We start from the raw sequence: 24,931 nt of genomic DNA on the forward strand, positions 1-24,931 counted from the left end.
TGGGCTGCAAAGCAGCCCCAGAATCCGACAGGCAGCCAAAAATAGCAGCATGGCGCACCGCCAAACAAAAAGCCCCGGCTCATACGAGCCGGGGCTTTTTTATGTCGCCAGGCAGCAATCAGCCTTTGAACACGTCATCCACGCTGGTCAGCGGGTAGTGCTTCGGATACGGCAGGGTAGCCACGCCGGATTCGATGGCGGCCTTGGCCACAGCGTCGGAAACGACGGTGATCAGGCGAGCGTCCAGCGGCTTCGGAATGATGTACTCACGGCCAAATTCCAGAGCCTGTACGCCGTAGGCGTCGCACACTTCCTTCGGCACTGGCAGCTTGGCCAGGTCTTTCAGGGCGATGGCGGCGGCGATCTTCATTTCTTCGTTGATGCGCTTGGCGCGAACGTCCAGGGCACCACGGAAGATGAACGGGAAGCCCAGTACGTTGTTGACCTGGTTCGGGTAGTCGGAACGACCGGTAGCCATGATCACGTCGCTGCGAGTGGCGTGCGCCAGCTCTGGCGAGATTTCCGGGTCCGGGTTCGAGCAGGCGAACACGATCGGGTTGGCAGCCATCGACTTCAGGCCTTCAGCGCTCAGCAGGTTCGGGCCGGACAGGCCTACGAACACGTCGGCACCGTCGAGGGCGTCAGCCAGGGTGCGCTTGTCGGTGGCGTGGGCGAACTGCGCCTTGTACTGGTTCAGATCGTCACGGCCAGCGTGGATCACGCCGCTGCGGTCGATCATGTAAATGTTTTCGACCTTGGCACCCATGCTTACCAGCAGCTTCATGCAGGAGATGGCGGCAGCGCCGGCACCCAGGCAGACGATCTTGGCGTCTTCCAGCTTCTTGCCGGCGATTTCCAGGGCGTTGATCATGCCGGCAGCGGTCACGATGGCGGTACCGTGCTGGTCATCGTGGAATACCGGAATGTCGCACTGTTCGATCAGGGTGCGCTCGATTTCGAAGCACTCAGGCGCCTTGATGTCTTCGAGGTTGATGCCACCGAAGGTGATCGAGATGCGGCGAACGGTGTCGATGAACGCCTGCGGGCTTTCCGACTCCACTTCGATGTCGAACACGTCGATACCGGCGAAACGCTTGAACAGAACACCCTTGCCTTCCATGACCGGCTTGGAAGCCAGTGGGCCGAGGTCACCCAGACCGAGGATGGCGGTGCCATCGGAAATCACCGCAACCAGGTTGCCTTTGCCGGTGTATTTGTAAGCCAGCTCTGGATCACGGCCGATTTCACGCACGGGCTCAGCAACACCTGGGCTGTAGGCCAGGGCGAGGTCACGGGCGGTGGCTGTGGGCTTGGAGAGTTCGACGCTCAGTTTCCCCGGACGAGGTTGAGCGTGATATTCGAGAGCGGCGGTTTTCAGGTCTGACATGGTGGGCATTCCGCTATTTACTGTTCTGACGGACCGCCGAGGATACGCAAAGAGCCGGGGAGCCACAAGACTGGTCGGTCACTTGTGTCAAGGCCTTTAGCCTACGACTTTACGCTATAACCCACGGGGCATACGCCTAACAGTGTGTACAATCTAATAGCGAAATGTCTACATCTTTTAGCCTGAAATGCGCTCCAACATGCTCGGATCGGTCAACGGCAACAGCCAACGTCGCTGCCCGGGCTTGAGGCCGCCCTTGCGGGAACGATCCAGCACCCAGCCACGCGCCTCGACTTGGCGTCCCTTGAGGTTATCGAAGAAGCTGGCGGGGAAGTTGCGCTGCAGACGAGCGGGAACCTGCAGCACCACCGCACCGTCCAGGTTCAGCCAGACCCCGCCACGGTTGCGCTCCACGCCTTCGATGCGGCCCGCAATGACCGCGAAACCCGACTGCCGGACATCCCCGGCACGCACCACCGGCGAACGGCGCCACAGCCCGGAGCCAGCCTTGCGCGCAGCCTGCTCGGCAAGCTGCTGGCAAGCGCTGAGGCGTACATTGGGGGCAACCGCAACGCGATAGCCCAAGCCCTCGCTGAGCAGCTGTGCTTCGATATTGTCGCCATTGCGGTCGTAGATATGCGCCAGCGTGCGACCGTATTTGTCCTTGGACTCGACGCCCGGCTCCAGCCCGACACGCCCGTCGCTGGCCTTGACCAAGGCCTGCAAACGCTGCCTGGCGGCCTCGGCATAGGGCTCGCTGGTGCGCCCGTTACGGCCGATTTCCGGGGCATTGATGCCGATCAATCGCACGCTGCGGCCATCGACCAGGCGCAAGGTATCGCCATCGACCACCTGGCGCACCGCCACCTCCTGAGGGCTGCCTGGTAACGGGCAGAACGCCAGGGCCGGGAAATGCCAGATGACGCCCATAAAAAAGGCGCCCACAAGGGGCGCCTTTTTTTGCAGCAATGCGAAACCCGAGGGGTTCGCCATGCGCATGATTACTTCTTGGTACCGAACATACCGAAGCGATCGGCGAACTTCTGTACGCGACCACCGGTGTCCAGGACTTTCTGCTTACCGGTGTAGAACGGGTGGCACAGGTTGCAAACGTCGATCGCCAGGGTGCTGCCCAGGGTCGAACGGGTTTCAAACTTGTTGCCGCAGCTGCAGGTGACTGCAACTACTTCGTAGTTCGGATGAATATCTGCTTTCATGGTCACTTCCTCGAGCTGCGTGCCGCCACCCAACACCAATTGTTGAATACCGCACGTAATTAGGCGGCGAATAATACCAGAGCATCACGCCAACGCAAGTTGTCGCTTGCACCGACCGTCGTCTGCTAGGCTCGCCAGTCTTTGAAACGCCCTCCGAGACTTTCCGCGTGTCCGACGTCATCCTGCGCCTTGCCCTGCCCTCCCCGCTGCGTCGCCTGTTCGACTACAAGGCGCCGGCAAGCATGGCGCGCCAGGCCTTGACTCCGGGCATTCGCATTCGCGTGCCATTCGGCCGCCGCGAAATGATCGGGGTGCTGGTGGAGGTGTGCGAGCAAAGCGAAGTGCCCGCCGACAAGCTCAAGCCGGCCAGCGCCCTGCTCGACCCGGTATCACCGATCCCGCCGTCGCTGTTCAAGTTGTGCCTGTGGACCGCCCAGTACTACCAGCACAGTCTGGGGGACACGCTGAGCTGGGCCTTGCCGACCCTGCTGCGCCAGGGCGAACCTGCCGAAATGCGCCAGGAGCGCTTCTGGCACGTCGCCCCCGGCGCCCGCCTGGAAGACCCGCGCATCGCCCGCGCTCCGCGCCAGCGCGATGCCCTCAAGACCCTGGCCCAGCACCCGCATGGCGTGGCCCACAGCCTGCTGGCCAAGCTCAATCTGAACAAGGACAGCCTGGACCTACTGCTGGCCAAGGACCTGGTGCAGATCGAGGTCCGCCGCCATCTGCCGGCACTGCGCCACGAACACTGGCTGGCACAGCCGGAACTACCGCTCAACGAAGAGCAACGCGATGCATTCGACGCCGTGCGCGAAGGCTTTGGCGGCTTTGGCGCCTTCCTGCTGGCCGGTGTCACCGGCAGCGGCAAGACCGAGGTGTACCTGCAACTGATCCGCGAAACACTGGAAGCCGGCAAGCAGGCCCTGGTGCTGATCCCGGAGATCAACCTCGGCCCGCAGACCCTGGCCCGCTTCGAGCAGCGCTTCAACGCCCGCATCGCCCTGCTGCATTCGGCGGTGAACGACCGCGAACGCCTGGATGCCTGGCTGGCAGCCCGGGACGGCGAGGCCGACATCATCATCGGCACCCGCTCGGCACTGTTCACGCCGATGAAGAACCCCGGCCTGATCATCATCGACGAGGAGCACGACGGCTCCTATAAACAGCAGGAAGGCCTGCGCTACCACGCCCGCGACCTGGCTCTGGTGCGCGCCCACCAGGAAAACGTCCCGATCCTGCTCGGTTCCGCCACGCCATCGCTGGAAACCCTGCACAACGCCCTGACCGGTCGCTACCGCCTGCTGCGCATGAACCAGCGCGCCGGCGGTGCCCGCCCGCCACGCATGCTGCGCCTGGATGTGAAGAGCCTGCCGCTGGACAGCGGTATCAGCGGCCCACTGCAGCAGGCCATCCGCCAAACCCTGGAGGCAGGCCAGCAAGTGCTGGTATTTCTCAATCGCCGCGGTTTCGCCCCGACCTTGCTGTGCCACGATTGTGGCTGGCTGTCCGAATGCCCGCGCTGCGATGCACGCATGACCGTGCACCAGCGCTCCGGCGTGCTGCGCTGCCACCATTGCGGCTATGACGAGCGCCTGCCGCAGCAGTGCCCGCAGTGCAACCATGTTGACCTGCGCCCGGTCGGCGCCGGCACCGAGCGTGCCGAGGAGCGCCTGAAAGTGCTGTTCCCGGATTACCCGATCCTGCGTGTGGACCGCGACAGCACCGCGCGCAAGGACGCCATGCACAACCTGTTCAGCACCATCCAGCGCGGCCAGCCGAGCATCCTCGTCGGCACCCAGATGCTCGCCAAGGGCCATCACTTCCCGCGGGTGACCCTGGTGGCCATCCTCGATGCCGATGGCGGGCTGTTCTCCGGCGACTTCCGTGCCAGCGAACGCATGGCACAGTTGATCGTGCAGGTCGCCGGGCGGGCCGGGCGGGCCGAAGAGCCCGGCAAGGTCATCATCCAGACCCACCTGGCCGACCATCCACTGCTGGTGCAGCTTACCGAGCAGGGCTACTTCGCCTTCGCCGAGCAGGCCCTGGACGAACGCCGCGCCGCCGGGCTGCCGCCTTACTCGCACCTGGCGCTGCTACGCGCCGAAGCGCACAAGCCCGGGCAGGCCGAAGGTTTCCTCGACGAGGCCTGCGCCGCCGCCGAGCGCCTGGTGGCCGAACAGCGCCTACCTGGCATCGAGCTGCTGGGGCCGGTGCCAGCACCGATGGAGCGCCGCGCCGGGCGCTTCCGCGCACAACTGTTGATACAGGCCAATACGCGGGCGCCTTTGCATCGACTGATCAGCGCCTGGTTGCTAGTGTTGGAGCAGATGCCGAGCGGGCGCCAGGTGCGGTGGTCGCTGGATGTCGACCCGGTAGACCTTTATTGATCCTGCGGGCTGCTTTGCAGCCCCAAAGGTTGGCAACCCGCCCCCAGCCACGGATAATGCCCAGTTTTTCCACCTGCGCATCCAAGCGCTCCACCGCGCTTGCGGTCGAAAAGAGATCCCCATGAAAGACACCATTCGCCAGCTGATCCAGCAAGCCCTCACCCAACTCGTCACCGACGGTGTGCTGCCTGAAGGGCTGTCGCCGGCGATCCAGGTGGAAAACGCCCGGGACAAGACCCACGGCGACTTCGCCAGCAACATCGCCATGATGCTGGCCAAGCCGGCCGGCATGAAGCCGCGCGACCTGGCCGAGAAACTGATCAATGCCCTGCCGGCCAGCGCCGACATCAGCAAGGTCGAAATCGCCGGCCCCGGCTTCCTCAACTTCTTCCAGAACACCGACGCCCTGGCCAACCGCCTGGATGCCGCACTGGCCGACGCCCACCTGGGCGCGCGCAAGGCCGGCCCTGCGCAAAAGGTTGTGATCGACATGTCGGCACCCAACCTGGCCAAGGAGATGCACGTCGGCCACCTGCGTTCGACCATCATCGGTGACAGCGTGGCGCGCGTGCTGGAGTTCCTCGGCGATGACGTGATCCGCCAGAACCACGTGGGCGACTGGGGCACCCAGTTCGGCATGCTGCTGGCCTACCTGGAAGAAAACCCGATCACCAGCGACGAGCTGTCGGACCTGGAAAACTTCTACCGCGCCGCCAAGAAGCGCTTCGACGAATCCGAAGAGTTCGCCACCCGTGCCCGTGGCCTGGTGGTCAAGCTGCAGGCCGGCGACCCGGACTGCATGGCCCTGTGGACGCGCTTCAAGGACATTTCGCTGTCGCACTGCCAGAAGACCTACGAGCTGCTGAACGTCAAGCTGACCATGGCCGACGTGATGGGTGAAAGCGCCTACAACGACGACCTGGCCAACGTGGTCGCCGACCTCAAGGCCAAGGGGCTGCTGGTCGAAGACCAGGGCGCCCAGTGCGTGTTCCTCGACGAGTTCAAGAACAGCGAAGGCGAGCCACTGCCGGTGATCGTGCAGAAGGCCGACGGCGGCTACCTGTACGCCACCACCGACCTGGCCGCCGTGCGCTACCGCAGCAACGTCCTCAAGGCGGACCGCGCCCTGTACTTCGTCGACCAGCGCCAGGCCCTGCACTTCAACCAGGTGTTCGAAGTTGCACGCCGCGCAGGCTTCGTGGGCCACCCGATGCAGATGGAGCACATGGGCTTCGGCACCATGAACGGTGCCGACGGCCGCCCGTTCAAGACCCGTGACGGCGGTACCGTGAAGCTGATCGACCTGCTCACCGAGGCCAAGGAACGCGCCTACGCGCTGGTCAAGGAAAAGAACCCGAGCCTGGCCGACGAAGAACTGCGCCACATCGGTGAAGTGGTTGGCATCGGCGCTGTGAAGTACGCCGACCTGTCCAAGCACCGCACCAGCGACTACAGCTTCAACTTCGAGCTGATGCTCAACTTCGAAGGCAACACCGCGCCTTACCTGCTGTACGCCTACACCCGCGTGGCCGGCGTATTCCGCAAACTGGGCAAAGGCTTCGATGAAGTCGATGGCAACATTGTGCTGCAGGCTGCCCACGAGCAGGACCTGGCCGCGCGCCTGGCGCAGTTTGGCGAAATCCTCAACAACGTCGCCGACAAGGGTACGCCGCACGTGCTGTGCAGCTACCTGTACGACCTGGCCGGCCTGTTCTCCAGCTTCTACGAGAACTGCCCGATTCTTGCCGCCGAAACCCCGCAGCAGCAGCAGAGCCGCCTGCGCCTGGCGGCCCTGACCGGCCGCACCCTCAAGCAAGGTCTGGAACTGCTCGGCCTGGAAACCCTGGAGCGCATGTAAGTTGGCTGCCAAGAAAAAACCTGCACCCAAACGCGGCGCCAGCCGCCAGACGGCGCCGGCCAAGCAGCCGATTCCCGGTTGGGTATGGCTGGCGGTCGGCCTGACCGTAGGCGCGTTCATCGTGTTCCTGATGAAGCTCGAGCCTGGTGGCGAAGACATCAAGCGCACCAAGCCGGAGCAGCAGAAAGCGGACAAGGTGGCCGAAGCCGGCAAGTCGGCGCAGCCCACTCCGCAGCAGCCGGTGAAGCCGAAGTACGACTTCTACACGCTGCTGCCGGAGTCCGAGGTGATCGTACCGCCGGAGGCCGTACCAGAGAAGACGCCACCCGTCCCGGCCCAGCCGGTGACCCCGGTGACGCCAGCCGAAGCGGCAAAGATCGACACGGCGCGAGCCCAGGCAGCATTGATGGGCCAGACACCGCCACCGGCACCGCCAGTCATCAAGCCGGCGGCGACCACCCAGTTCTTCCTGCAGGCCGGCTCGTTCCGCAAGCAGGCCGATGCTGACAAGGTGCGCGCGCAGATCATCCTGCTGGGGCAGTCGGTAAAGGTAGAGTCGGGCACGGTCAAGGACGAAACCTGGTACCGCGTGCTGGTGGGGCCGTTCAGCAACCGCGAGCAGCTGACCGGGGCGCAGAAGCAACTGGCCGGGGCAGGCTTCAGCAACCTGCTGCTGCAACAGCGGCAGACCCGTCAGTAACCTGGAATTCGGGGGCGCTTTGCGCCCCCTGTGTCCTCAACCCCGCCCCGCATTCCGCTCGGAAACCTGGCTGTTCAGCGTCCAGAAGTCGTACAGCACCCCCACCAGAAACAGCCCGCCGGTAAAGAAGTAGATGATCGCGGTGATCCACTTGCCCTGATACAGCCGGTGCAGACCAAACACCCCGAGGAAGGTCAGCAGGATCCAGGCGATGTTGTAGTCAATGCGCCCGGACTGGAACCGGAGGTCGGCTTCACGGTCCATGGACGGGATCAGGAACAGGTCGATCAACCAGCCGATGCCCAGCAGGCCCAGGGTGAAGAACCAGATAGTGCCGGTTACGGGCTTGCCGTAATAGAAACGATGCGACCCGGTAAAGCCGAAAATCCATAGCAGGTAGCCAATGGTCTTGCTGTGGGTGTCGTGAAACGGCGCCCCCTGTTGATAACTGTTCATTCATAGCCCCCGTGGGTTATCCGAAAATTTTCTAAGAAAAAATGTGACTTTCTCGTCGCAGGCCGACGTACGGCACCTGGACAATCGACCAACGGATCAAAGATTGATCAAAAAGCTGTTATAAAGTTGCGCGCCCAACACATAACTATTCATAAGAGCTTCATCTATGCCGCCTTTACTCAAGACATGGCTGACCCTCTGCCTATTATTGCCCCTGGCCGCCCACGCCACCAATCGTGAGCAACGTCTTCCCAATGGTTTTACCGGCTACACCACCAATGCCTCGGTAAAACATGCACCGGTCAAGCAGACCGCAATGCGCACCCGTCCAAGCAATGCCGCCAACAGCCGCGGCGTGCCCGGTGTGCCAGTCGCGGCAATGTCGCCGAAGCAGAGCAGCGATGTGCTCAGCCGTGCGGTGAATGTGCTCGGCACCCCTTATGTCTGGGGCGGCAGCAGCCCGAAGAAAGGCTTCGACTGCAGCGGGCTGGTCAAATACGCCTTCAACGACGTCGCCGACGTCGACCTGCCGCGCACCTCCAATGCCATGGCCCAGGGCCACGGCGTCAAGGTAGCCAAGGGTGACCTGAAGCCAGGTGACCTGATCTTCTTCAACATCAAGAGCCGTCGGGTGAACCACGTTGCCATCTACCTGGGCAACGACCGCTTCATCCATGCTCCACGCCGTGGCAAGCGGGTAAGCATCGACACCCTGAGCAAGCCTTACTGGCAGAAGCATTACGTGGTGGCCAAGCGAGTGCTGCCGAAAGAACAGCAGCAACTGAGCCTGGCCAAGCGCTGATCTGATCGGCGCTCTCCTGTCCGGGCCTCTTCGCGGGTAAACCCGCTCCCACAGGTACACCACAGCATTCGAAGGCTGTGTTATCCATGTGGGAGCGGGTTTACCCGCGAAAGGGCCAGCACAGGCACTATAGATCGCTGATCAGCCCCCTCTCCTTCAACCCCCGCATCGCCCCTTCCATCGTCCGCATCCCGTCCGCACCACCCGCCTGCATCACCGAACACAACTGCGCCATCCGCCCTTCCCGAACCAGGTTACGCACCGCTGGCGTCACCACCAGCACTTCCCGCGCAGCAACCCGCCCTCCGCCCGCGCGCCTGACCAGCATCTGCGCTACCACCAGGCGCAACGACTCGGCCAGCATCGCCCGCACCAACGGCTTCTCTTCGGCAGCGAACACCTCCACCAACCGGTCAACACTGCTCACCGCCGAACGGGTATGCACTGTCGCCAGTACCAGGTGCCCGGTCTCAGCCGCACGCAAGGCCAGGCGAATGGTTTCCAGGTCGCGCAGCTCACCGATCATGATCACATCCGGGTCTTGGCGCAGGGCACTGCGCAGCCCCTGGGCGAACCCACCGCAATGGCGGCCGACCTCACGCTGGTTGACCAGGCTGCGCTGGCTGCTGTGGATAACTTCGACAGGGTCCTCAAGGGTGATGATATGCAGAGCACGATCGCGGTTCAGCTGGTCGAGCAGTGTCGCCAAGGTGCTGGACTTGCCACTGCCGGTCGGCCCACCGACGAGGATCAAGCCATCTCGGCACTGCGCAACAGCTTGAAACACATCGCCCAGGTCGAGTTCATCGAGCGTGGCGATATGCCCCGGGATCAGGCGAAAGGTGGCCGCAGGGCCGTGCAACTGGCGAAACAGATTCAGCCGAAAGCGCCCTAGCGCCGGCAATTCCAGCGCCAGGTCCAGCTCATCACCCTGGGCCCACTGTCGGCGCTGGTCTTCATCCAGCATGGGTGCCATGCCCTCGATCAAGGCGACCGGGCCCAAGGTCGGCAGGGCCATGCGCTGCAGCTCGCCATCCAGGCGCAACATCGGTAACTGGCCCGCCGCCAGGTGCAGGTCGGAAGCCCCCGCATCCACGGCCCGGGCCAACAGGTCGGTCACATCCATGAGACTCCCCAAAGGCCTTCAAGTAGGTAGAATGCCGCAAACCCTCCAGCCGCCGGCATCAGTCCATGTCCACCCTAGCAGACAACCTTTCCGCTATTTCCGCCCGTATCGCCAGCGCTGCCCAGGCTGCCGGGCGTGATCCGGCCAGCGTCCAGTTGCTGGCCGTGAGCAAGACCAAGCCAGCCAGCGCCATCCGCGAAATCCACGCCGCCGGCGTATGCGATTTCGGGGAAAACTACCTACAGGAAGCGCTGACAAAGCAGCAGGCACTCGGCGACCTGCCCTTGATCTGGCACTTCATCGGCCCCATCCAGTCGAACAAGACCAAAGCCATCGCCGAGCATTTCGACTGGGTACATTCCGTGGACCGCCTGAAAATCGCCCAACGCCTCTCGGAGCAGCGCCCGGCCGGTCTGCCACCACTGAACATCTGCCTGCAGGTGAACGTCAGCGGCGAAGACAGCAAATCCGGCTGCACCCCTGCCGACCTGCCGGCCCTGGCCAAAGCGGTAGCCGCACTGCCCAACCTGCGCCTGCGCGGGCTGATGGCCATTCCCGAACCCACTGATGACCGCGCCGCCCAGGAAGCCGCCTTCGCCACCCTGCGCCAGTTGCAGGAAGGCCTTGGCCTTGGTCTGGACACCCTGTCCATGGGCATGAGCCACGATCTGGAAGCGGCCATTGCACAGGGTGCGACCTGGGTGCGTATCGGTACCGCCCTGTTCGGTGCCCGCGATTACGGGCAGCCCTGATTCCATGCTTTACTCACTCTTTCCTACAAGGACCTGACATGAGCAAGACTCGTATTGCCTTTATCGGCGCCGGCAACATGGCCGCCAGCCTGATCGGTGGTCTGCGTGCCCAGGGCCTGGACGCCTCGCAGATCCGCGCCAGCGACCCGGGCGCCGAGACCCGCAGCCGCATCCAGGCCGAGCACGGCATCGAAACCTTCGAGAACAACGCCCAGGCCATCGATGGCGCCGACGTCATCGTGCTGGCGGTCAAGCCGCAGGTCATGAAAGCCGTATGCCAGGCCCTGCAACCGAACCTGCAGGAAGGCCAGCTGATCGTTTCCATTGCCGCCGGCATCACCTGCGCCAGCCTGCAAAGCTGGGTCGGCGCTCGCCCTGTCGTGCGCTGCATGCCCAACACCCCGGCACTGCTGCGCCAGGGCGTCAGCGGCCTGTACGCCACCGCGGAAGTATCCAGCGAACAACGCCAGCAGGCCGAGCAACTGTTGTCGGCCGTGGGCACCGCCCTGTGGCTCGAGCAGGAGCAGCAACTGGACGCCGTGACGGCAGTCTCCGGCAGCGGCCCGGCGTACTTCTTCCTGCTGATCGAAGCCATGACCGCGGCAGGCGAAAAGCTTGGCCTGCCACGTGAAACTGCCTCCCGCCTGACCCTGCAGACAGCCTTGGGCGCCGCACGCATGGCGGTTGCCAGCGATGTCGACGCTGCCGAACTGCGCCGCCGAGTCACCTCGCCTGCAGGCACTACCGAAGCGGCGATCAAGTCGTTCCAGGCCAGCGGCTTCGAAGCCATCGTCGAACAGGCGCTGCAGGCTGCGGCTACACGTTCCGCCGAGCTGGCCGAACAACTGGGCAAATAAGGAGCTTCAGATGAATGCACTGTCCGGCGCCGCGATCTTCGTGGTGCAAACCCTGGTCAGCCTGTACCTGGTGATCGTCCTGCTGCGCTTTGTCCTGCAGCTGGTCAAGGCCAACTTCTACAACCCGCTGTGCCAGTTCGCCGTGCGCGCCACACAGCCGCTGCTCAAGCCGATTCGCCGAGTCATCCCCAGCGTTGGTGGGCTGGATACCTCGTCGCTGCTGTTGTCGGTGGTCATCCAGGCGCTGCTGATGGCTTTCGTGCTGATGGTCACCTACGGGACCTTCGGTGACATCCTGCACCTGCTGATGTGGGCCATCATCGGTATCACCTCGCTGTTCCTGAAGATTTTCTGGGTCGCGATGATCGTCATGGTGATCGTGTCCTGGGTTGCTCCCAACAGCCACAACCCGGCGGCTGAGCTGGCCTACCAGATCAGTGAACCGGTGCTGGCACCGTTCCGCCGCATCGTGCCCAACCTGGGTGGCATGGACATCTCGCCGATCTTCGCCTTCCTCGCGATCCAGGTAATCCAGTCGTTCGTCATGCCGCCTCTGGCCGCCTACGCCGGCATGCCACAAGAGCTGTGGCGGATGATCTGAGCCCCACCTGACTCTGGTTGCTTCCAGCGACAAGCCTCTGCTTGCCGCTGGGGGTAGCGCTCTTTAGACTTACGCCTCCGTCAAGCGTGAGCAGGGTCGATGTCCACTGTCTTTCCCGAAGATTCCGTCGGTCTGGTAGTACCGCAAACCGCCCGGTTCGATGAACCGCTGGCCCTGGCCTGCGGCCGCTCCCTGGCCAGTTACGAACTGGTCTACGAGACCTATGGCACCCTGAACGCCAGCGCGAGCAACGCCGTGCTGATCTGCCATGCCCTCTCCGGCCACCACCATGCCGCTGGCTACCATGCCGCCACCGACCGCAAGCCGGGCTGGTGGGACAGTTGTATCGGCCCTGGCAAGCCGATCGACACCAACCGCTTCTTCGTGGTCAGCCTGAACAACCTGGGCGGCTGCAACGGCAGCACCGGCCCCAGCAGCATCAACCCGGCCACCGGCAAGCCCTACGGCGCCGACTTCCCGGTGCTGACCGTGGAAGACTGGGTGCACAGCCAGGTGCGCCTGGCCGAGCGCCTGGGCATCCAGCAGTGGGCCGCCGTGGTCGGTGGCAGCCTGGGTGGCATGCAGGCGCTGCAGTGGACCATCAGCTACCCCGAGCGCGTGCGCCATTGCGTCGACATCGCCTCGGCGCCCAAGCTGTCGGCACAGAACATCGCTTTCAATGAAGTGGCACGCCAGGCCATCCTCACCGACCCCGAATTCCACGGCGGTTCGTTCCAGGACCAGGGCGTGATCCCCAAGCGTGGCCTGATGCTGGCGCGCATGGTCGGCCACATCACCTACCTGTCGGATGACTCGATGGGTGAAAAATTCGGCCGCGAGCTGAAGAGCGACAAGCTCAACTACGACTTCCACAGCGTCGAATTCCAGGTCGAGAGCTACCTGCGCTACCAGGGCGAGGAGTTTTCCGGGCGCTTCGACGCCAACACCTACCTGTTGATGACCAAGGCGCTGGACTACTTCGACCCCGCCGCCGCCCAGGGCGGCGACCTGGCAGCCACCCTGGCCCACGTCAAGGCGGATTACTGCATCATGTCGTTCACCACCGACTGGCGCTTCTCCCCGGCCCGTTCGCGCGAGATCGTCGACGCCCTGATGGCCGCGCGCAAGAATGTCTGCTACCTGGAGATCGACTCGCCTTACGGGCACGATGCCTTCCTGATCCCCACGCCTCGCTACATGCAGGGTTTCTCGAACTACATGAACCGCATTGCCATCTGAGGACAGCATGAGAGCCGATCTGGAAATCATCCACGACTGGATCCCCGCCGGCAGCCGGGTACTCGACCTGGGCTGCGGCAGCGGCGAACTGCTGGCCTCGCTGCGCGACCGCAAGCAGGTCACCGGCTATGGCCTGGAGATCGACGCCGACAACATCGCGGCCTGTGTGGCCAAGGGCGTCAACGTCATCGAGCAGGACCTGGACAAGGGCCTGGGCAACTTCGCCAGCAACAGTTTCGACGTGGTGATCATGACCCAGGCCCTGCAGGCCGTGGAGTACCCCGACCGCATTCTGGACGAGATGCTGCGCGTGGGCCGCCAGTGCATCATCACCTTCCCCAACTTCGGCCACTGGCGTTGCCGCTGGTACCTGGCGACCAAAGGCCGCATGCCGGTTTCGGACTTCATGCCGTACACCTGGTACAACACGCCAAACATCCACTTCTGCACCTTTGCCGACTTCGAAGAGCTGTGCCACGAGCGCCGCGCCAAGGTGCTAGACCGCCTGGCAGTCGACCACTTGCACCGCAACGGGTGGGCTGGCCGGCTTTGGCCTAATCTTCTAGGTGAGATCGGCATCTATCGTGTCAGCAGCCCGGGCCTGCAAGAACATCAGCTCGCGGTCTGACGCCCACCGGAGGAATCACCCCATGCGTCGCCTAGCCCTGTTCCTGATCAGCCTGTGCCTGGCCCTGCCGGTACTGGCTGCCGATGCTGCCCGCCCCGAGCGCAAGGAAGTGTTTGGCGACGTGACGGTGCACTACAGCGCGTTCACCTCGAGCATGCTTACACCGGAGGTGGCCGCAGCCACCGGCCTGGTACGCAGCAAGAACCAGGGCGTACTCAACATCGCCGTGCTCAAGGCCAACAAGCCCGCCATGGCGGTGGTCAGCGGCACGGTCAAGGACTTGACCGGGCGCAGCAGCCCGCTGTCGTTCAAGCAGATCACCGAACAGGGCGCGGTGTACTACATTGCCCAGTTCAAGATCGACCAGCCAGAAACCGTCACCTTCGACCTGAATATCGAAACCGGCGGCATCAGCAACTCCCTCAGTTTCAACCAGGAAGTGTTCCCAGGCGAATGATGAATTTCCAGCAACTCGTATTGGCCAGCCACAACGCCGGCAAACTCAAGGAACTCCAGGCCATGCTCGGCGCGTCCGTGCAACTGCGCTCGATCGGTGAGTTCAGCCAGGTCGAGCCGGAAGAAACCGGCCTGTCGTTCGTCGAGAACGCCATCCTCAAGGCGCGCAACGCCGCACGCATTTCCGGCCTGCCGGCCCTGGCCGACGACTCGGGCCTGGCGGTGGACTTCCTCGGCGGCGCGCCGGGCATCTACTCGGCGCGCTATGCAGACGGCAAGGGTGATGCGGCGAACAATGCCAAGCTGCTCGAAGCACTGAAAGACGTGCCTGAAGCCGAGCGCGGCGCACAGTTCGTCTGCGTCCTGGCACTGGTGCGCCATGCTGACGACCCGCTGCCGATCCTGTGCGAAGGCCTGTGGCACGGGCGCATCATGTTCGAGGCCAGTGGCGAGCACGGCTTTGGCTACGACCCGCTGTTCTGGGTACCGGAGCGCAGCTGCTCCAGCGCCGACCTGGCCCCTGTGGACAAGAACCAGCTCAGCCACCGCGCCCGCGCCATGGCCCTGCTGCGCCAACGTCTGGGCCTGGCATGATCGAAACGCTGTCCAACCCCGGCGCGGCGGGCTTCACCAGCCTGCCGCCGCTGGCGCTGTACATCCACATCCCGTGGTGCGTACGCAAATGCCCTTACTGCGACTTCAACTCCCACGCTGCCGGGCCTGAACTGCCGGAAGATGCCTACGTCGCCGCCCTGCTGACCGACCTCGACCAGGAGCTGGCTGCCGTGCAAGGCCGGCCGATCAGCTCAATCTTCTTCGGCGGCGGTACCCCCAGCCTGTTCAGTGCCGACGCCCTTGGCTGGCTGCTGCGTGGCGTGGAACAACGTATCCCGTTTGCACCGGACATCGAAATCACCCTGGAGGCCAACCCGGGCACGTTCGAGCAGGACAAGTTCAAGGCCTACCGGCAAACCGGTATCAATCGTCTGTCCATCGGTGTGCAGAGCTTCCAGCCAGCCAAACTGCAGGCGCTGGGGCGTATCCACAATGGCGATGAAGCGGTCCGCGCCGCCGGCATGGCGCGCGCCGCCGGCTTCGACAACTTCAACATGGACCTGATGCACGGCCTGCCCGACCAGTCGCTCGACGACGCGCTGGGCGACCTGCGCCAGGCCATCGACCTGGGGCCAACGCACCTGTCGTGGTACCAGCTGACCGTGGAGCCGAACACGGTGTTCTGGAACCAGCCGCCCGAGCTGCCCGAGGACGACATCCTCTGGGATATCCAGGAGGCCGGCCAGGCACTGATGGCCGAACACGGCTTCCGCCAGTACGAAGTCTCGGCCTATGCCCAAGCGGGGCGCGCTGCCCGGCACAACCTCAACTACTGGCGCTTTGGCGACTTCATCGGCATCGGCGCTGGTGCCCACGGCAAGCTGACCTTCGCCGACGGGCGCATCCTGCGCACCTGGAAGACCCGCCTGCCCAAGGACTACCTGAACCTGGCCAAGCCGTTCAAGGCCGGCGAAAAGCTACTGCCAGTCGACGAGCTGCCGTTCGAGTTCCTGATGAACGCCCTGCGCCTGACCGATGGGGTGGAAGCCGAACTGTTCACCCAACGCACCGGTTTGCCGCTGGCACAACTGCGCGAGGCACGCCGCGCTGCCGAACAAAAGGGCCTTTTGCAGGTCGAACCGGATCGGCTGGTGGCCACGCCGAGGGGCCAGTTGTTCCTCAATGACCTGCTGCAGTATTTCTTGACCTAAGGATGACCCATGGATCTGGTACTTGATCTGCTCGCGACGGTTTCTCGCTGGAGCCGCAGCAACCTGTCGGAGATTTCACTGGCCTTGGTAGGCTGCCTGCTGGTGCTGTTCGGCACCGATATCAAGGGCTGGGTGGAACAGCGCCTGGGCGGCCTGGCGGGCGCCCTGCGCGTACCGTTCATGGCCTTGCTGGTGATGATCGGCAGCGGTGCGGCGCTGATCTATGCCACGCCTTGGGTGGTGAAAGGGCTGAGCCAGTTCAACAACTACGCGCTGGCGCCGGTGCTGCTGGTGGTACTGGTGCTGATCGGGGTGGTGGCGGATCGACGGGGCTGAGCCACGGCCTTGCACTGAACCTTGCAGGAGCGGCCTTGAGTCGCGATGGGCCGCAAAGCGGCCCCAGCAATTGCTGCCTCACCGCTGACATCCTGGGGCCGCTACGCGGGCCATCGCGACACAAGGCCGCTCCTACAATGACCGCGTAATCTGGCGAGTACAGAGATGGGTTGTAAAAGCTGCCCCGGAGAACCAGGGCAGCCCTACCACCTGACTAGCCCTTACTGGGCATCATCGAAGTGATCGCGCATGAAGTCCCGAACGGTCTTGAGCACAGTCAAGATCCGGATGAACGTCCAAACGCGGCTCAGCGCATCAAGCAAACGCTTCATATGCCTTGGCCTCCGTGTTGGCGGGCCAATCTTCCAGCATCTAACCGGTACTTCGATGCCTTCAAAAACTGTGTGAGAGTCTTCTGTGAAGTGGCCAGGTCAATGGCCCTTCGAGAGGTGCACCGGCACGGTTCTCAGGCCGTGTCGAAGGGGCCGGAAAGCAGAATTCTTCTCCTACCCGGCCCATCACTGATTTCATCCACACAGGAGCAGCGCGATGATACTTGGAATGCTCACCCAAGACTGTTAACCGCTCCGACACACGTGATGCCGGATATTTCTGAGCATTGACGTTCCCCCGCTACGCTGCCTATGATCAGCCAACTGTGTGAGGGTTTTCTGTGAAACCTCAGAGCGAAGGATACTCAGTCCTGTTGCTCACATAAAAAACCGCCCTTTCAAAGGCGGTTTTTTTTCGCCTGCATTTCTGCAGGCATCGGCAAATCGAAAGGCCGTATCAGCCGGTCAATCCACCTTCTCGAACTTCAAATCCCAAACCCCATGCCCCAGCCGCTCGCCGCGGCGCTCGAACTTGGTGATCGGGCGTTCTTCCGGCCGTGGCACGTAAGTACCGTCGGCCGCACGGTTGCGATAGCCCGGGGCAGCGCTCATCACTTCCAGCATGTACTCCGCATACGGTTCCCAGTCGGTGGCCATGTGGAACACGCCACCGGGCTTGAGCTTGCGCCGTACCAGTTCGGCGAACTCCAGCTGGACGATGCGGCGCTTGTGGTGGCGCGCCTTGTGCCATGGGTCGGGGAAGAACAGCATCAGGCGGTCGAGGCTGTTGTCCGCCACGCAGCGGTTCAGCACTTCGATGGCATCGCAGTCATATACCCGCAGGTTTTTCAGGCCCTGGGTCAGCACGCCGTTGAGCAGCGCACCAACACCCGGGCGGTGTACTTCCACACCAATGAAGTCCTGTTCAGGCGCGGCAGCAGCCATTTCCAGCAGGGAATGGCCCATGCCGAAGCCGATCTCCAGGGTGCGCGGCGCCGAGCGGCCGAACACCTGGTCGTAGTCCACCGGGCTGTCGGCCAGCGGCAGGATGTACAGCGGGCCGCCCTGCTCCAGGCCACGTTGCTGGCCTTCGGTCATGCGCCCGGCGCGCATCACGAAACTCTTGATGCGGCGGTGCGGGCGGGCTTCGCCGTCGGGGGTGATCGGCGTATCGTGCGATTCAGTCATCAGGGGCTCTTACTTGATCAGACCATCCAGCGGCGAAGAGGCGCTGGCATAGAGTTTCTTCGGCATACGGCCGGCCAGGTAGGCCATGCGACCGGCGACGATGGCGTGCTTCATGGCCTCGGCCATCAGCACCGGCTGCTGGGCGTGGGCGATGGCCGAGTTCATCAGCACAGCTTCGCAGCCCATTTCCATGGCGATGGTGGCGTCGGACGCAGTACCCACACCAGCATCCACCAGCACCGGCACCTTGGACTCTTCCAGGATGATCTGCAGGTTGTAGGGGTTGCAGATACCCAGGCCGGTACCGATCAGGCCAGCCAGCGGCATGACCGCAATGCAACCGGCTTCGGCCAACTGGCGGGCGATGATCGGATCATCGCTGGTGTAGACCATCACATCGAAACCGTCTTTGACCAACACTTCGGCGGCCTTGAGGGTTTCGATCACATTGGGGAACAGGGTTTTCTGGTCGGCCAGTACTTCCAGCTTGACCAGGTTGTGGCCATCCAGCAGTTCGCGGGCCAGGCGGCAGGTGCGCACGGCTTCGACCGCGTCATAGCAGCCAGCAGTGTTCGGCAGGATGGTATAGCGGTCCGGAGGCAGCACATCGAGCAGGTTCGGCTCGCCCGGGTTCTGGCCAATGTTGGTGCGGCGCACGGCTACGGTGACGATCTCGGCACCCGAGGCTTCGATGGCCAGGCGGGTTTCTTCCATGTCACGGTACTTGCCGGTACCGACCAGCAGGCGCGACTGGAAAGTACGCCCGGCCAGGGTGAAGGGCTTGTCGCTACGAACGTTGCTCATGGTTGTTCCTCGGGAAAAGGTTGCTGGGCTTGCAGGTGAATCGCCGGCCAGAATCAGCCGCCACCGATGGCGTGGACCACTTCGACCTGATCGCCGTCGTTCAACAGCGTGCTGTCGTGCTGGCTACGCGGCACGATATCCAGGTTCAGTTCCACCGCGACGCGGCGCCCGGTCAGCTCCAGGCGGGCCAGCAGGGCCGCGACGCTTTCGCCAGCGGGCAATTCGTAAGGTTCACCGTTCAGTTGAATGCGCATGCGCACGGCCACCATTGTTCTTTGGGGGCCCGCATTCTAGCGCTGAACCGCCCTGCAACCCAAGGGCGCTGCACGCCATTAGTCGCGATTGTGGACCACTCGGTCAACCGAGCCGCCAGGCTGCCAGGCCCAGGCACAGCCAGCCGGCCAGGAAGCACAGGCCACCAAGCGGGGTGATGATGCCGAGCTTGCCCAGGCCGCTGAGGGTCAGCAGGTACAGGCTACCGGAGAACAGCACTATCCCCAGGGCAAACAGGCCGCCAGCCCAGCCGACCAGGCGCCCTGGCAGGTGCACCGAAAGCACGGCGACAGCGAAGATGGCCAGGGTATGTACCAACTGGTAGGTCACACCAGTCTGGAAGATCGCCAGGTAGTCGGCCGTCAGCCGGCTTTTCAGGCCGTGGGCGGCGAAAGCGCCCAGGGCGACACCGGTGAAGCCGAAAAAGGCGGCAAGCATCAGGAAGCTGCGAAGCATGGGACGACTCCTTGGATCGGGTCTGTATAATGGCCCCTTCCACCCGTACGGCCAAGCCATCGCCATGCTGCCAACCCTTCTCCGCCGCCTCTCTCGCGCCCTGCTCTGGTTCGCTGCCGGCAGCATCGTGCTGGTACTGGTGTTCCGCTGGATCCCACCACCCGGTACGGCGTTGATGGTGGAGCGTAAGGTGCAGTCCTGGGTGAATGGCGAGCCGATCGACCTGCAGCGCGACTGGGAGCCGTGGGAGAACATCTCCGACGACCTCAAGGTCGCGGTCATTGCCGGCGAGGACCAGAAGTTCGCCAACCACTGGGGCTTCGACATCCCGGCCATCCAGGCAGCGCTGGCCTACAACGAGCGCGGCGGCAGCATTCGCGGTGCCAGCACCCTGACCCAGCAGGTGGCCAAGAACCTGTTCCTGTGGTCCGGGCGCAGCTGGTTCCGCAAAGGCCTGGAGGCCTGGTTCACCGCGTTGATCGAGCTGTTGTGGTCGAAGGAGCGGATTCTCGAGGTCTACCTGAACAGTGCCGAATGGGGCAAAGGTGTGTTTGGCGCCCAGGCGGCAGCGCGCTACCACTTTGGCGTCGATGCCAGCCGGCTTAGCCGCCAGCAGGCGGCGCAGCTCGCAGCGGTGCTGCCGAGCCCGATCAAGTGGAGCGCCAGCCGGCCGAGCACCTATGTGGCCAGCCGGGCCGGCTGGATACGCCGGCAGATGAGCCAGTTGGGTGGGCCCAGCTACCTGATGCAGCTCGACACTTCGCGCAAGCCTTGAGGGCCTCTTCGCGGGCACGCCCGCTCCCACAGGGCCAGCATTACCCCTGAGGCCTGTGCAGTACCTGTGGGAGCGGGCGCGCCCGCGAAGAGGCCGGTAAATCTTGCACAAAAAAAAGCCGCTAACCCTATGCGGGCCAGCGGCTTTTCCTTGCAGCCAGGGCTCGATCAGGCCGCGATCAGCGCCTTGACCTTGTTCATCGCATTCTTTTCCAGCTGGCGAATCCGCTCAGCCGAAACGCTGTACTTGTCCGCCAGCTCATGCAACGTGGCCTTCTCTTCCGCCAACCAGCGCTGGTAGAGAATGTCGCGGCTACGCTCGTCCAGCCCTTGCAATGCTTCGTGCAAGTTGCTGGTAGAGTTGTCGCTCCAGTCGGCATCCTCCAGCTGCACCGCCGGGTCGTAACGGTGGTCTTCCAGGTAATGCGCAGGCGACTGGAAGGCACTGTCGTCGTCAGCTTCCGCTGCCGGGTCGAACGCCATGTCCTGGCCGCTGAGGCGGCTTTCCATCTCGCGCACTTCACGTGGCTCCACGCCCAGGCTTTCCGCCACGCGGTGCACTTCGTCGTTGTTCAGCCAGGCCAGACGCTTCTTCTGGCTGCGCAGGTTGAAGAACAGCTTGCGCTGGGCCTTGGTGGTGGCCACCTTGACGATGCGCCAGTTGCGCAGGATGAACTCGTGGATCTCTGCCTTGATCCAGTGCACGGCGAACGACACCAGGCGCACGCCCATTTCCGGGTTGAAGCGCTTGACGGCTTTCATCAGGCCGACGTTGCCTTCCTGGATCAGGTCGGCCTGGGCCAGCCCGTAGCCGGCATAGCTACGGGCGATATGTACGACGAAACGCAGGTGGGCCATCACCATTTGACGAGCGGCCTCGACATCCTGCTCATAATAGAGACGCTCGCCCAGATCACGCTCCTGCTCGACAGTCAGCAGCGGGATGCTGTTGACCGTGTGCACGTAGGCTTCCAGGTTTGCACCAGGTACCAGGGCATAGGCAGGTTGCAACGATGTGGTCATTCAAGAACCTCCGACTTACAGAACTCGCGCCTTGTGGGCGCTGCCAACATTGACCTGGAACGACGGTACAAGTTCCATGGTGAATAATTTGTCAATGCTGGCACGTAAAAACTATCGCGGCGCCAGCTCGTTCAGATGGCGGGCCACTGCGATCCATGCACCGATATACCCCAACAGCACCGCTCCGATCAAGAGCGACAGACCATCGGACGCCGGCACCCCACCTAGGGCGAAGTCGCTGCCGTACAGCCCGGAAAGCCCTACCACCGCCTCGTTCAGCCAGTTCAGGCCAAACGCCAGGATACCCCAGGCAATCACCCCTGCACCCAGGCCATACAGTGCGCCCATGTAAAGGAAAGGCCGGCGTACGTAGGCGTCTGTACCACCGACCAGCTTGATCACTTCGATCTCGGTACGGCGGTTTTCAATATGTAGACGAATTGTGTTACCGATTACTAACAGCAGGGCAGAAATCAGCATCACGGCCAGGCCGAAGACGAAGCGGTCACCCAGTTTGAGGATGGCCGCAAGGCGCTCGACCCATACCAGGTCGAGTTGCGCCACTTCCACCCGCGGCAGCTCCGACAGGCGCTGACGCAAGGCTTCCAGGGCCGGCTTGTCGACTTCGGTCGGGGTCACCACCACTACGCCGGGCAGCGGGTTGTCAGGCAGTTCACGCAGAGCTTCGCCCAGGCCGGACTGTTGCTGGAACTCCTCCAGCGCCTGCTCGCGGCTGACATACTGGGCGTCGGCCACACCGGGCATGCCCTTGATCTCGTCGCGCAGCGCCTCGCCTTCGCGGCTACCGGCATCGAGCTTGAGGTATAGCGAGATCTGTGCGGCGCGCTGCCACGAGCCGCCAAGCTTCTCGACGTTCTTCAGCAGCAATGACAGGCCCATGGGCATGCTCAGCGCCACCGCCATCACCAGGCAGGTGAAGAAGCTGCCGATCGGCTGCTTGCCCAGCCGGCGCAGGCTGTCGGCCATGCTGGCACGGTGGCTTTCCAGCCAGGCATGCAGCAGTGTGCGGAAATCCGGGCCGTCATCGTCGTCGTGCTTTTTCTTCGCCGGTTGCGGGTCGGCCGGCTTCGGCGCAACCCGCTCGGAAACCTTCGGCGTACGTGTAGTGCTCATTGCCCGGCCTCCCCATCGCCGATCAAGCGGCCGCGCTGCAAGGTCAGCATGCGGTGGCGCATGCGCGCAATCAGTGCCAGGTCGTGGCTGGCGATCAATACCGTGGTACCCAGGCGGTTGATGTCCTCGAACACCCCCATGATCTCCGCGGCCAGGCGCGGGTCGAGGTTACCGGTGGGTTCGTCGGCCAGCAGCAGGGCTGGCTGGTGAACGATGGCGCGGGCGATGCCCACCCGTTGCTGCTGCCCGGTGGACAGGTCGGCCGGGAACAGCTCGCCCTTGTCGGCCAGCGACACTCTCTCCAGCGCCGAGTCCACGCGCTTGGCGACCTCGGCCTTGGACAGGCCGAGAATCTGCAGCGGCAAGGCGATGTTGTTGAACACCGTGCGGTCGAACAACAGCTGGTGGTTCTGGAACACCACGCCGATCTGCCGGCGCAGGAACGGGATCTGCGAGTTGCTGATCTGGCCCAGGTCCTGCCCGGCCAGCATCAGCTTGCCGCTGGTCGGGCGCTCCATGGCCAGCAGCAGGCGCAGCAAGGTGCTCTTGCCCGCGCCCGAGTGGCCGGTGACGAACAGGAATTCGCCCCGGCGCGCCCGGAAACTCAGCTCATGCAAACCCACATGACCATTGGGATAGCGCTTGGCAACCTGTTCGAATCGGATCATGTTCAGTCTCGCTCGGCGAACAGAGCCTTGACGAACGGCTCGGCTTCGAAGGTACGCAGGTCGTCGATGCCTTCACCGACACCGATGAAGCGGATCGGCAGCTTGAACTGCTTGGCCAGGGCGAAGATCACCCCGCCCTTGGCAGTGCCGTCCAGCTTGGTCAGGGCCAGGCCGGTCAGTTCGACGCTCTGGTTGAAGTACTTGGCCTGGCTGATGGCGTTCTGGCCGGTGCCGGCATCGAGTACCAGCAGCACCTCGTGTGGCGCTTCGGCGTCGAGCTTGCCGATGACCCGGCGGACTTTCTTCAGCTCTTCCATCAGGTTGTCTTTGGTGTGCAGGCGGCCAGCGGTGTCGGCGATCAGCACGTCGACGCCACGGGCCTTGGCGGCCTGTACGGCATCGAAGATCACCGAAGCAGAGTCGGCGCCGGTGTGCTGGGCGATTACCGGGATCTGGTTACGCTCGCCCCACACCTGCAGCTGCTCGACTGCAGCGGCACGGAAGGTGTCGCCAGCAGCCAGCATCACTTTCTTGCCTTCGAGCTGCAGCTTCTTGGCCAGTTTGCCAATGGTGGTGGTCTTGCCGGCGCCGTTCACACCGACCACCAGAATCACATAGGGTTTGTTCTGCGCCTGCACCACCAGCGGCTGCTCGACCGGGCGCAGCAGCGCAGCCAGTTCTTCCTGCAGCGACTTGTACAGGGCATCGGCATCAGCCAGCTGCTTGCGGGCAACCTTCTGGGTCAGGTTCTGGACGATGGTGGAAGTGGCTTCCACACCAACGTCGGCGGTCAGCAGGCGGGTTTCGATTTCGTCGAGCAGGTCGTCATCGATGACCTTCTTGCCCAGGAACAGGCTGGCCATGCCCTCGCCGATACTGGCGCTGGTCTTCGACAGGCCCTGCTTGAGGCGGGCGAAGAAACCGGGCTTGGCCTGCTCGGCCTGCACGGCGACCGGGGCTGCAGCCACAGGGGCAGCAGGCTCTGGTGCAGGGCGTTCCGGGATGGCGGGCGGCGCTTTCGGCTCCAGATCCGGCACCAGAGCCACGGGCTCTTCAGCAACCGGCAGCACCAGGTTGCTGACCGGCGCGGCCGGTTCGACGACCGGGGCCGCCTCGACAGGGGCTGGCTCGATCGGGGCCGCCTGCAAGGGCATCGACGCGACCGGCCGCGGTGCAGGTGCCACCAGCGGCTGGGAAGCGACCGGCTCGGGTTCAGGGGCCTGCAACGGTTGGGAAGCAAGCGGTTCGGGGACAGGGGCCTCGACCACCGGGGATTGGACGGGTGCGGCGACCTGCTGCGGTTCTGTCAGCTGTGGGGCCGCAGGGGCCTGAACGGGTTCAGGGGCCTGTGGCGCTTCGGCGGTAGCCCCTTCGACCGGAGCGGCTGCAGGCTGCTCGACGGCTGGGGGTTCATTCGCGGGCACGCCCGTTGCCACAGGTTGCTGCGGCTTCTTGCGAAACCAGCTGAACAGGCCTTTCTTCTCACCAGCCTCGGCTGGCGCTTTTTTGTCGTCGTTGGAACCAAACATGGAAGACGGCTATCTCAGGGTAGCGATGGGCCAGCTATGGCGCATCGGGAATTCTCTCTACGCAGAACAGACTATCTTGAAGCCGGCTGGTTCATGCGCAACGTTTTGTCTTAGTGTCCTGCGGGCCAGAACGGCGACAGGCATGGTCGCCAGGCAACCGGATCAGTATCCTAGCACCTCCT

27 protein-coding genes are annotated in these 24,931 nt (G+C 63.6%); 14 read left to right on the forward strand and 13 right to left on the reverse strand.

The annotated features are described in order from the left end of the window. Positions 1 to 118 precede the first annotated feature (118 nt). From MJ643_RS05700 to rpmE, 3 genes are all read right to left on the reverse strand, one after another. Positions 119 to 1,387, reverse strand: a complete 1,269-nt coding sequence (locus MJ643_RS05700; protein WP_024087853.1) for a malic enzyme-like NAD(P)-binding protein — start codon at positions 1,385 to 1,387, stop codon at positions 119 to 121. A gap of 177 nt (positions 1,388 to 1,564) precedes the next feature. Beyond that, positions 1,565 to 2,386: a thermonuclease family protein gene (locus tag MJ643_RS05705; RefSeq protein ID WP_169774623.1), complete on the reverse strand. Its 822-nt coding sequence runs from the start codon at positions 2,384 to 2,386 to the stop codon at positions 1,565 to 1,567. 2 nt (positions 2,387 to 2,388) lie between these two features. Continuing rightward, the gene (gene rpmE / locus MJ643_RS05710) at positions 2,389 to 2,604 is read right to left on the reverse strand and encodes a 50S ribosomal protein L31 (protein ID WP_003257833.1); all 216 of its coding nucleotides are present in this window, start codon (positions 2,602 to 2,604) and stop codon (positions 2,389 to 2,391) included. Positions 2,605 to 2,771: 167 nt separating this feature from the next. On the opposite strand from rpmE, the gene MJ643_RS05715 reads away from it, so the two are divergent. The 3 genes from MJ643_RS05715 (at position 2,772) to MJ643_RS05725 (ending at position 7,549) form a co-directional block, all read left to right on the forward strand. Next, a complete protein-coding gene (locus tag MJ643_RS05715) occupies positions 2,772 to 4,991 on the forward strand; it encodes a primosomal protein N' (protein ID WP_169774624.1) in 2,220 nt (739 codons plus the stop codon). A 121-nt stretch (positions 4,992 to 5,112) separates the two neighbouring features. After that, positions 5,113 to 6,849 carry an arginine--tRNA ligase gene (argS, locus tag MJ643_RS05720; RefSeq protein WP_013974613.1) on the forward strand — a complete coding sequence of 579 codons (1,737 nt, stop codon included), beginning with the start codon at positions 5,113 to 5,115 and terminating at the stop codon, positions 6,847 to 6,849. 1 nt (position 6,850) lies between these two features. Further along, positions 6,851 to 7,549 (forward strand): SPOR domain-containing protein, encoded by a 699-nt coding sequence (locus tag MJ643_RS05725; RefSeq protein WP_003257831.1) that lies wholly within the window; start codon positions 6,851 to 6,853, stop codon positions 7,547 to 7,549. A 36-nt stretch (positions 7,550 to 7,585) separates the two neighbouring features. On the opposite strand, the gene MJ643_RS05730 is transcribed toward MJ643_RS05725, so the two are convergent. Continuing rightward, positions 7,586 to 8,005 (reverse strand): TM2 domain-containing protein, encoded by a 420-nt coding sequence (locus MJ643_RS05730; protein ID WP_013974614.1) that lies wholly within the window; start codon positions 8,003 to 8,005, stop codon positions 7,586 to 7,588. A 166-nt stretch (positions 8,006 to 8,171) separates the two neighbouring features. On the opposite strand from MJ643_RS05730, the gene MJ643_RS05735 reads away from it, so the two are divergent. Continuing rightward, positions 8,172 to 8,807 carry a C40 family peptidase gene (locus MJ643_RS05735; RefSeq protein WP_013974615.1) on the forward strand — a complete coding sequence of 212 codons (636 nt, stop codon included), beginning with the start codon at positions 8,172 to 8,174 and terminating at the stop codon, positions 8,805 to 8,807. Between the two features lie 127 nt (positions 8,808 to 8,934). Here MJ643_RS05735 and MJ643_RS05740 read toward each other — a convergent pair whose 3' ends face one another. Next, the gene (locus tag MJ643_RS05740) at positions 8,935 to 9,933 is read right to left on the reverse strand and encodes a PilT/PilU family type 4a pilus ATPase (protein ID WP_023661483.1); all 999 of its coding nucleotides are present in this window, start codon (positions 9,931 to 9,933) and stop codon (positions 8,935 to 8,937) included. Between the two features lie 65 nt (positions 9,934 to 9,998). On the opposite strand from MJ643_RS05740, the gene MJ643_RS05745 reads away from it, so the two are divergent. The 9 genes from MJ643_RS05745 to MJ643_RS05785 all read left to right on the forward strand — a co-directional run bounded on the left by MJ643_RS05745 (position 9,999) and on the right by MJ643_RS05785 (position 16,568). Then, positions 9,999 to 10,685, forward strand: coding sequence for a YggS family pyridoxal phosphate-dependent enzyme (locus tag MJ643_RS05745; RefSeq protein WP_013974617.1), 687 nt, complete (start codon positions 9,999 to 10,001; stop codon positions 10,683 to 10,685). Positions 10,686 to 10,723: 38 nt separating this feature from the next. After that, positions 10,724 to 11,542: a pyrroline-5-carboxylate reductase gene (proC, locus tag MJ643_RS05750; RefSeq protein WP_023661482.1), complete on the forward strand. Its 819-nt coding sequence runs from the start codon at positions 10,724 to 10,726 to the stop codon at positions 11,540 to 11,542. Between the two features lie 10 nt (positions 11,543 to 11,552). Next, positions 11,553 to 12,143 carry a YggT family protein gene (locus MJ643_RS05755; RefSeq protein WP_013974619.1) on the forward strand — a complete coding sequence of 197 codons (591 nt, stop codon included), beginning with the start codon at positions 11,553 to 11,555 and terminating at the stop codon, positions 12,141 to 12,143. Between the two features lie 99 nt (positions 12,144 to 12,242). Continuing rightward, positions 12,243 to 13,382, forward strand: coding sequence for a homoserine O-acetyltransferase (locus MJ643_RS05760; RefSeq protein WP_013974620.1), 1,140 nt, complete (start codon positions 12,243 to 12,245; stop codon positions 13,380 to 13,382). 7 nt (positions 13,383 to 13,389) lie between these two features. Then, a complete protein-coding gene (metW, locus tag MJ643_RS05765) occupies positions 13,390 to 14,010 on the forward strand; it encodes a methionine biosynthesis protein MetW (RefSeq protein ID WP_013974621.1) in 621 nt (206 codons plus the stop codon). Positions 14,011 to 14,032: 22 nt separating this feature from the next. Beyond that, complete coding sequence (locus MJ643_RS05770; RefSeq protein ID WP_013974622.1) at positions 14,033 to 14,467, forward strand: DUF4426 domain-containing protein; 435 nt, start codon at positions 14,033 to 14,035, stop codon at positions 14,465 to 14,467. Further along, positions 14,464 to 15,060 (forward strand): RdgB/HAM1 family non-canonical purine NTP pyrophosphatase, encoded by a 597-nt coding sequence (gene rdgB / locus MJ643_RS05775; RefSeq protein WP_003257822.1) that lies wholly within the window; start codon positions 14,464 to 14,466, stop codon positions 15,058 to 15,060. The genes MJ643_RS05770 and rdgB overlap by 4 nt, the downstream gene beginning before the upstream one ends. Beyond that, positions 15,057 to 16,232: a radical SAM family heme chaperone HemW gene (gene hemW, locus MJ643_RS05780; protein ID WP_013974623.1), complete on the forward strand. Its 1,176-nt coding sequence runs from the start codon at positions 15,057 to 15,059 to the stop codon at positions 16,230 to 16,232. The genes rdgB and hemW overlap by 4 nt, the downstream gene beginning before the upstream one ends. Before the next feature lie 9 nt (positions 16,233 to 16,241). Beyond that, positions 16,242 to 16,568: a DUF3392 domain-containing protein gene (locus MJ643_RS05785; protein ID WP_003257821.1), complete on the forward strand. Its 327-nt coding sequence runs from the start codon at positions 16,242 to 16,244 to the stop codon at positions 16,566 to 16,568. A 797-nt stretch (positions 16,569 to 17,365) separates the two neighbouring features. Here MJ643_RS05785 and trmB read toward each other — a convergent pair. From trmB to MJ643_RS05805, 4 genes are all read right to left on the reverse strand, one after another. Then, positions 17,366 to 18,088: a tRNA (guanosine(46)-N7)-methyltransferase TrmB gene (gene trmB / locus MJ643_RS05790; protein ID WP_013974624.1), complete on the reverse strand. Its 723-nt coding sequence runs from the start codon at positions 18,086 to 18,088 to the stop codon at positions 17,366 to 17,368. A 9-nt stretch (positions 18,089 to 18,097) separates the two neighbouring features. Continuing rightward, positions 18,098 to 18,892, reverse strand: a complete 795-nt coding sequence (locus MJ643_RS05795) for a thiazole synthase (protein WP_013974625.1) — start codon at positions 18,890 to 18,892, stop codon at positions 18,098 to 18,100. Between the two features lie 53 nt (positions 18,893 to 18,945). After that, positions 18,946 to 19,146 carry a sulfur carrier protein ThiS gene (thiS, locus tag MJ643_RS05800; RefSeq protein ID WP_003257817.1) on the reverse strand — a complete coding sequence of 67 codons (201 nt, stop codon included), beginning with the start codon at positions 19,144 to 19,146 and terminating at the stop codon, positions 18,946 to 18,948. Between the two features lie 103 nt (positions 19,147 to 19,249). After that, entirely contained in the window at positions 19,250 to 19,621 is a 372-nt protein-coding gene (locus MJ643_RS05805; protein WP_013974627.1) for a DUF423 domain-containing protein, read from the reverse strand. 64 nt (positions 19,622 to 19,685) lie between these two features. On the opposite strand from MJ643_RS05805, the gene mtgA reads away from it, so the two are divergent. After that, entirely contained in the window at positions 19,686 to 20,396 is a 711-nt protein-coding gene (gene mtgA / locus MJ643_RS05810) for a monofunctional biosynthetic peptidoglycan transglycosylase (protein WP_013974628.1), read from the forward strand. 167 nt (positions 20,397 to 20,563) lie between these two features. On the opposite strand, the gene rpoH is transcribed toward mtgA, so the two are convergent. The 4 genes from rpoH to ftsY all read right to left on the reverse strand — a co-directional run bounded on the left by rpoH (position 20,564) and on the right by ftsY (position 24,749). Continuing rightward, positions 20,564 to 21,418 (reverse strand): RNA polymerase sigma factor RpoH, encoded by an 855-nt coding sequence (gene rpoH / locus MJ643_RS05815; RefSeq protein WP_003249083.1) that lies wholly within the window; start codon positions 21,416 to 21,418, stop codon positions 20,564 to 20,566. Between the two features lie 111 nt (positions 21,419 to 21,529). After that, positions 21,530 to 22,552, reverse strand: coding sequence for a permease-like cell division protein FtsX (ftsX, locus tag MJ643_RS05820; protein WP_013974629.1), 1,023 nt, complete (start codon positions 22,550 to 22,552; stop codon positions 21,530 to 21,532). Beyond that, entirely contained in the window at positions 22,549 to 23,220 is a 672-nt protein-coding gene (ftsE, locus tag MJ643_RS05825; protein ID WP_013974630.1) for a cell division ATP-binding protein FtsE, read from the reverse strand. Before ftsE ends, ftsX begins: the two co-directional genes overlap by 4 nt. Before the next feature lie 2 nt (positions 23,221 to 23,222). After that, positions 23,223 to 24,749 carry a signal recognition particle-docking protein FtsY gene (gene ftsY, locus MJ643_RS05830; RefSeq protein ID WP_024087859.1) on the reverse strand — a complete coding sequence of 509 codons (1,527 nt, stop codon included), beginning with the start codon at positions 24,747 to 24,749 and terminating at the stop codon, positions 23,223 to 23,225. Positions 24,750 to 24,931 lie beyond the last annotated feature (182 nt).

It is taken from the genome of Pseudomonas sp. PNPG3, assembly GCF_023093815.1.
Taxonomy (GTDB): Bacteria; Pseudomonadota; Gammaproteobacteria; order Pseudomonadales; family Pseudomonadaceae; genus Aquipseudomonas; species Aquipseudomonas asiatica.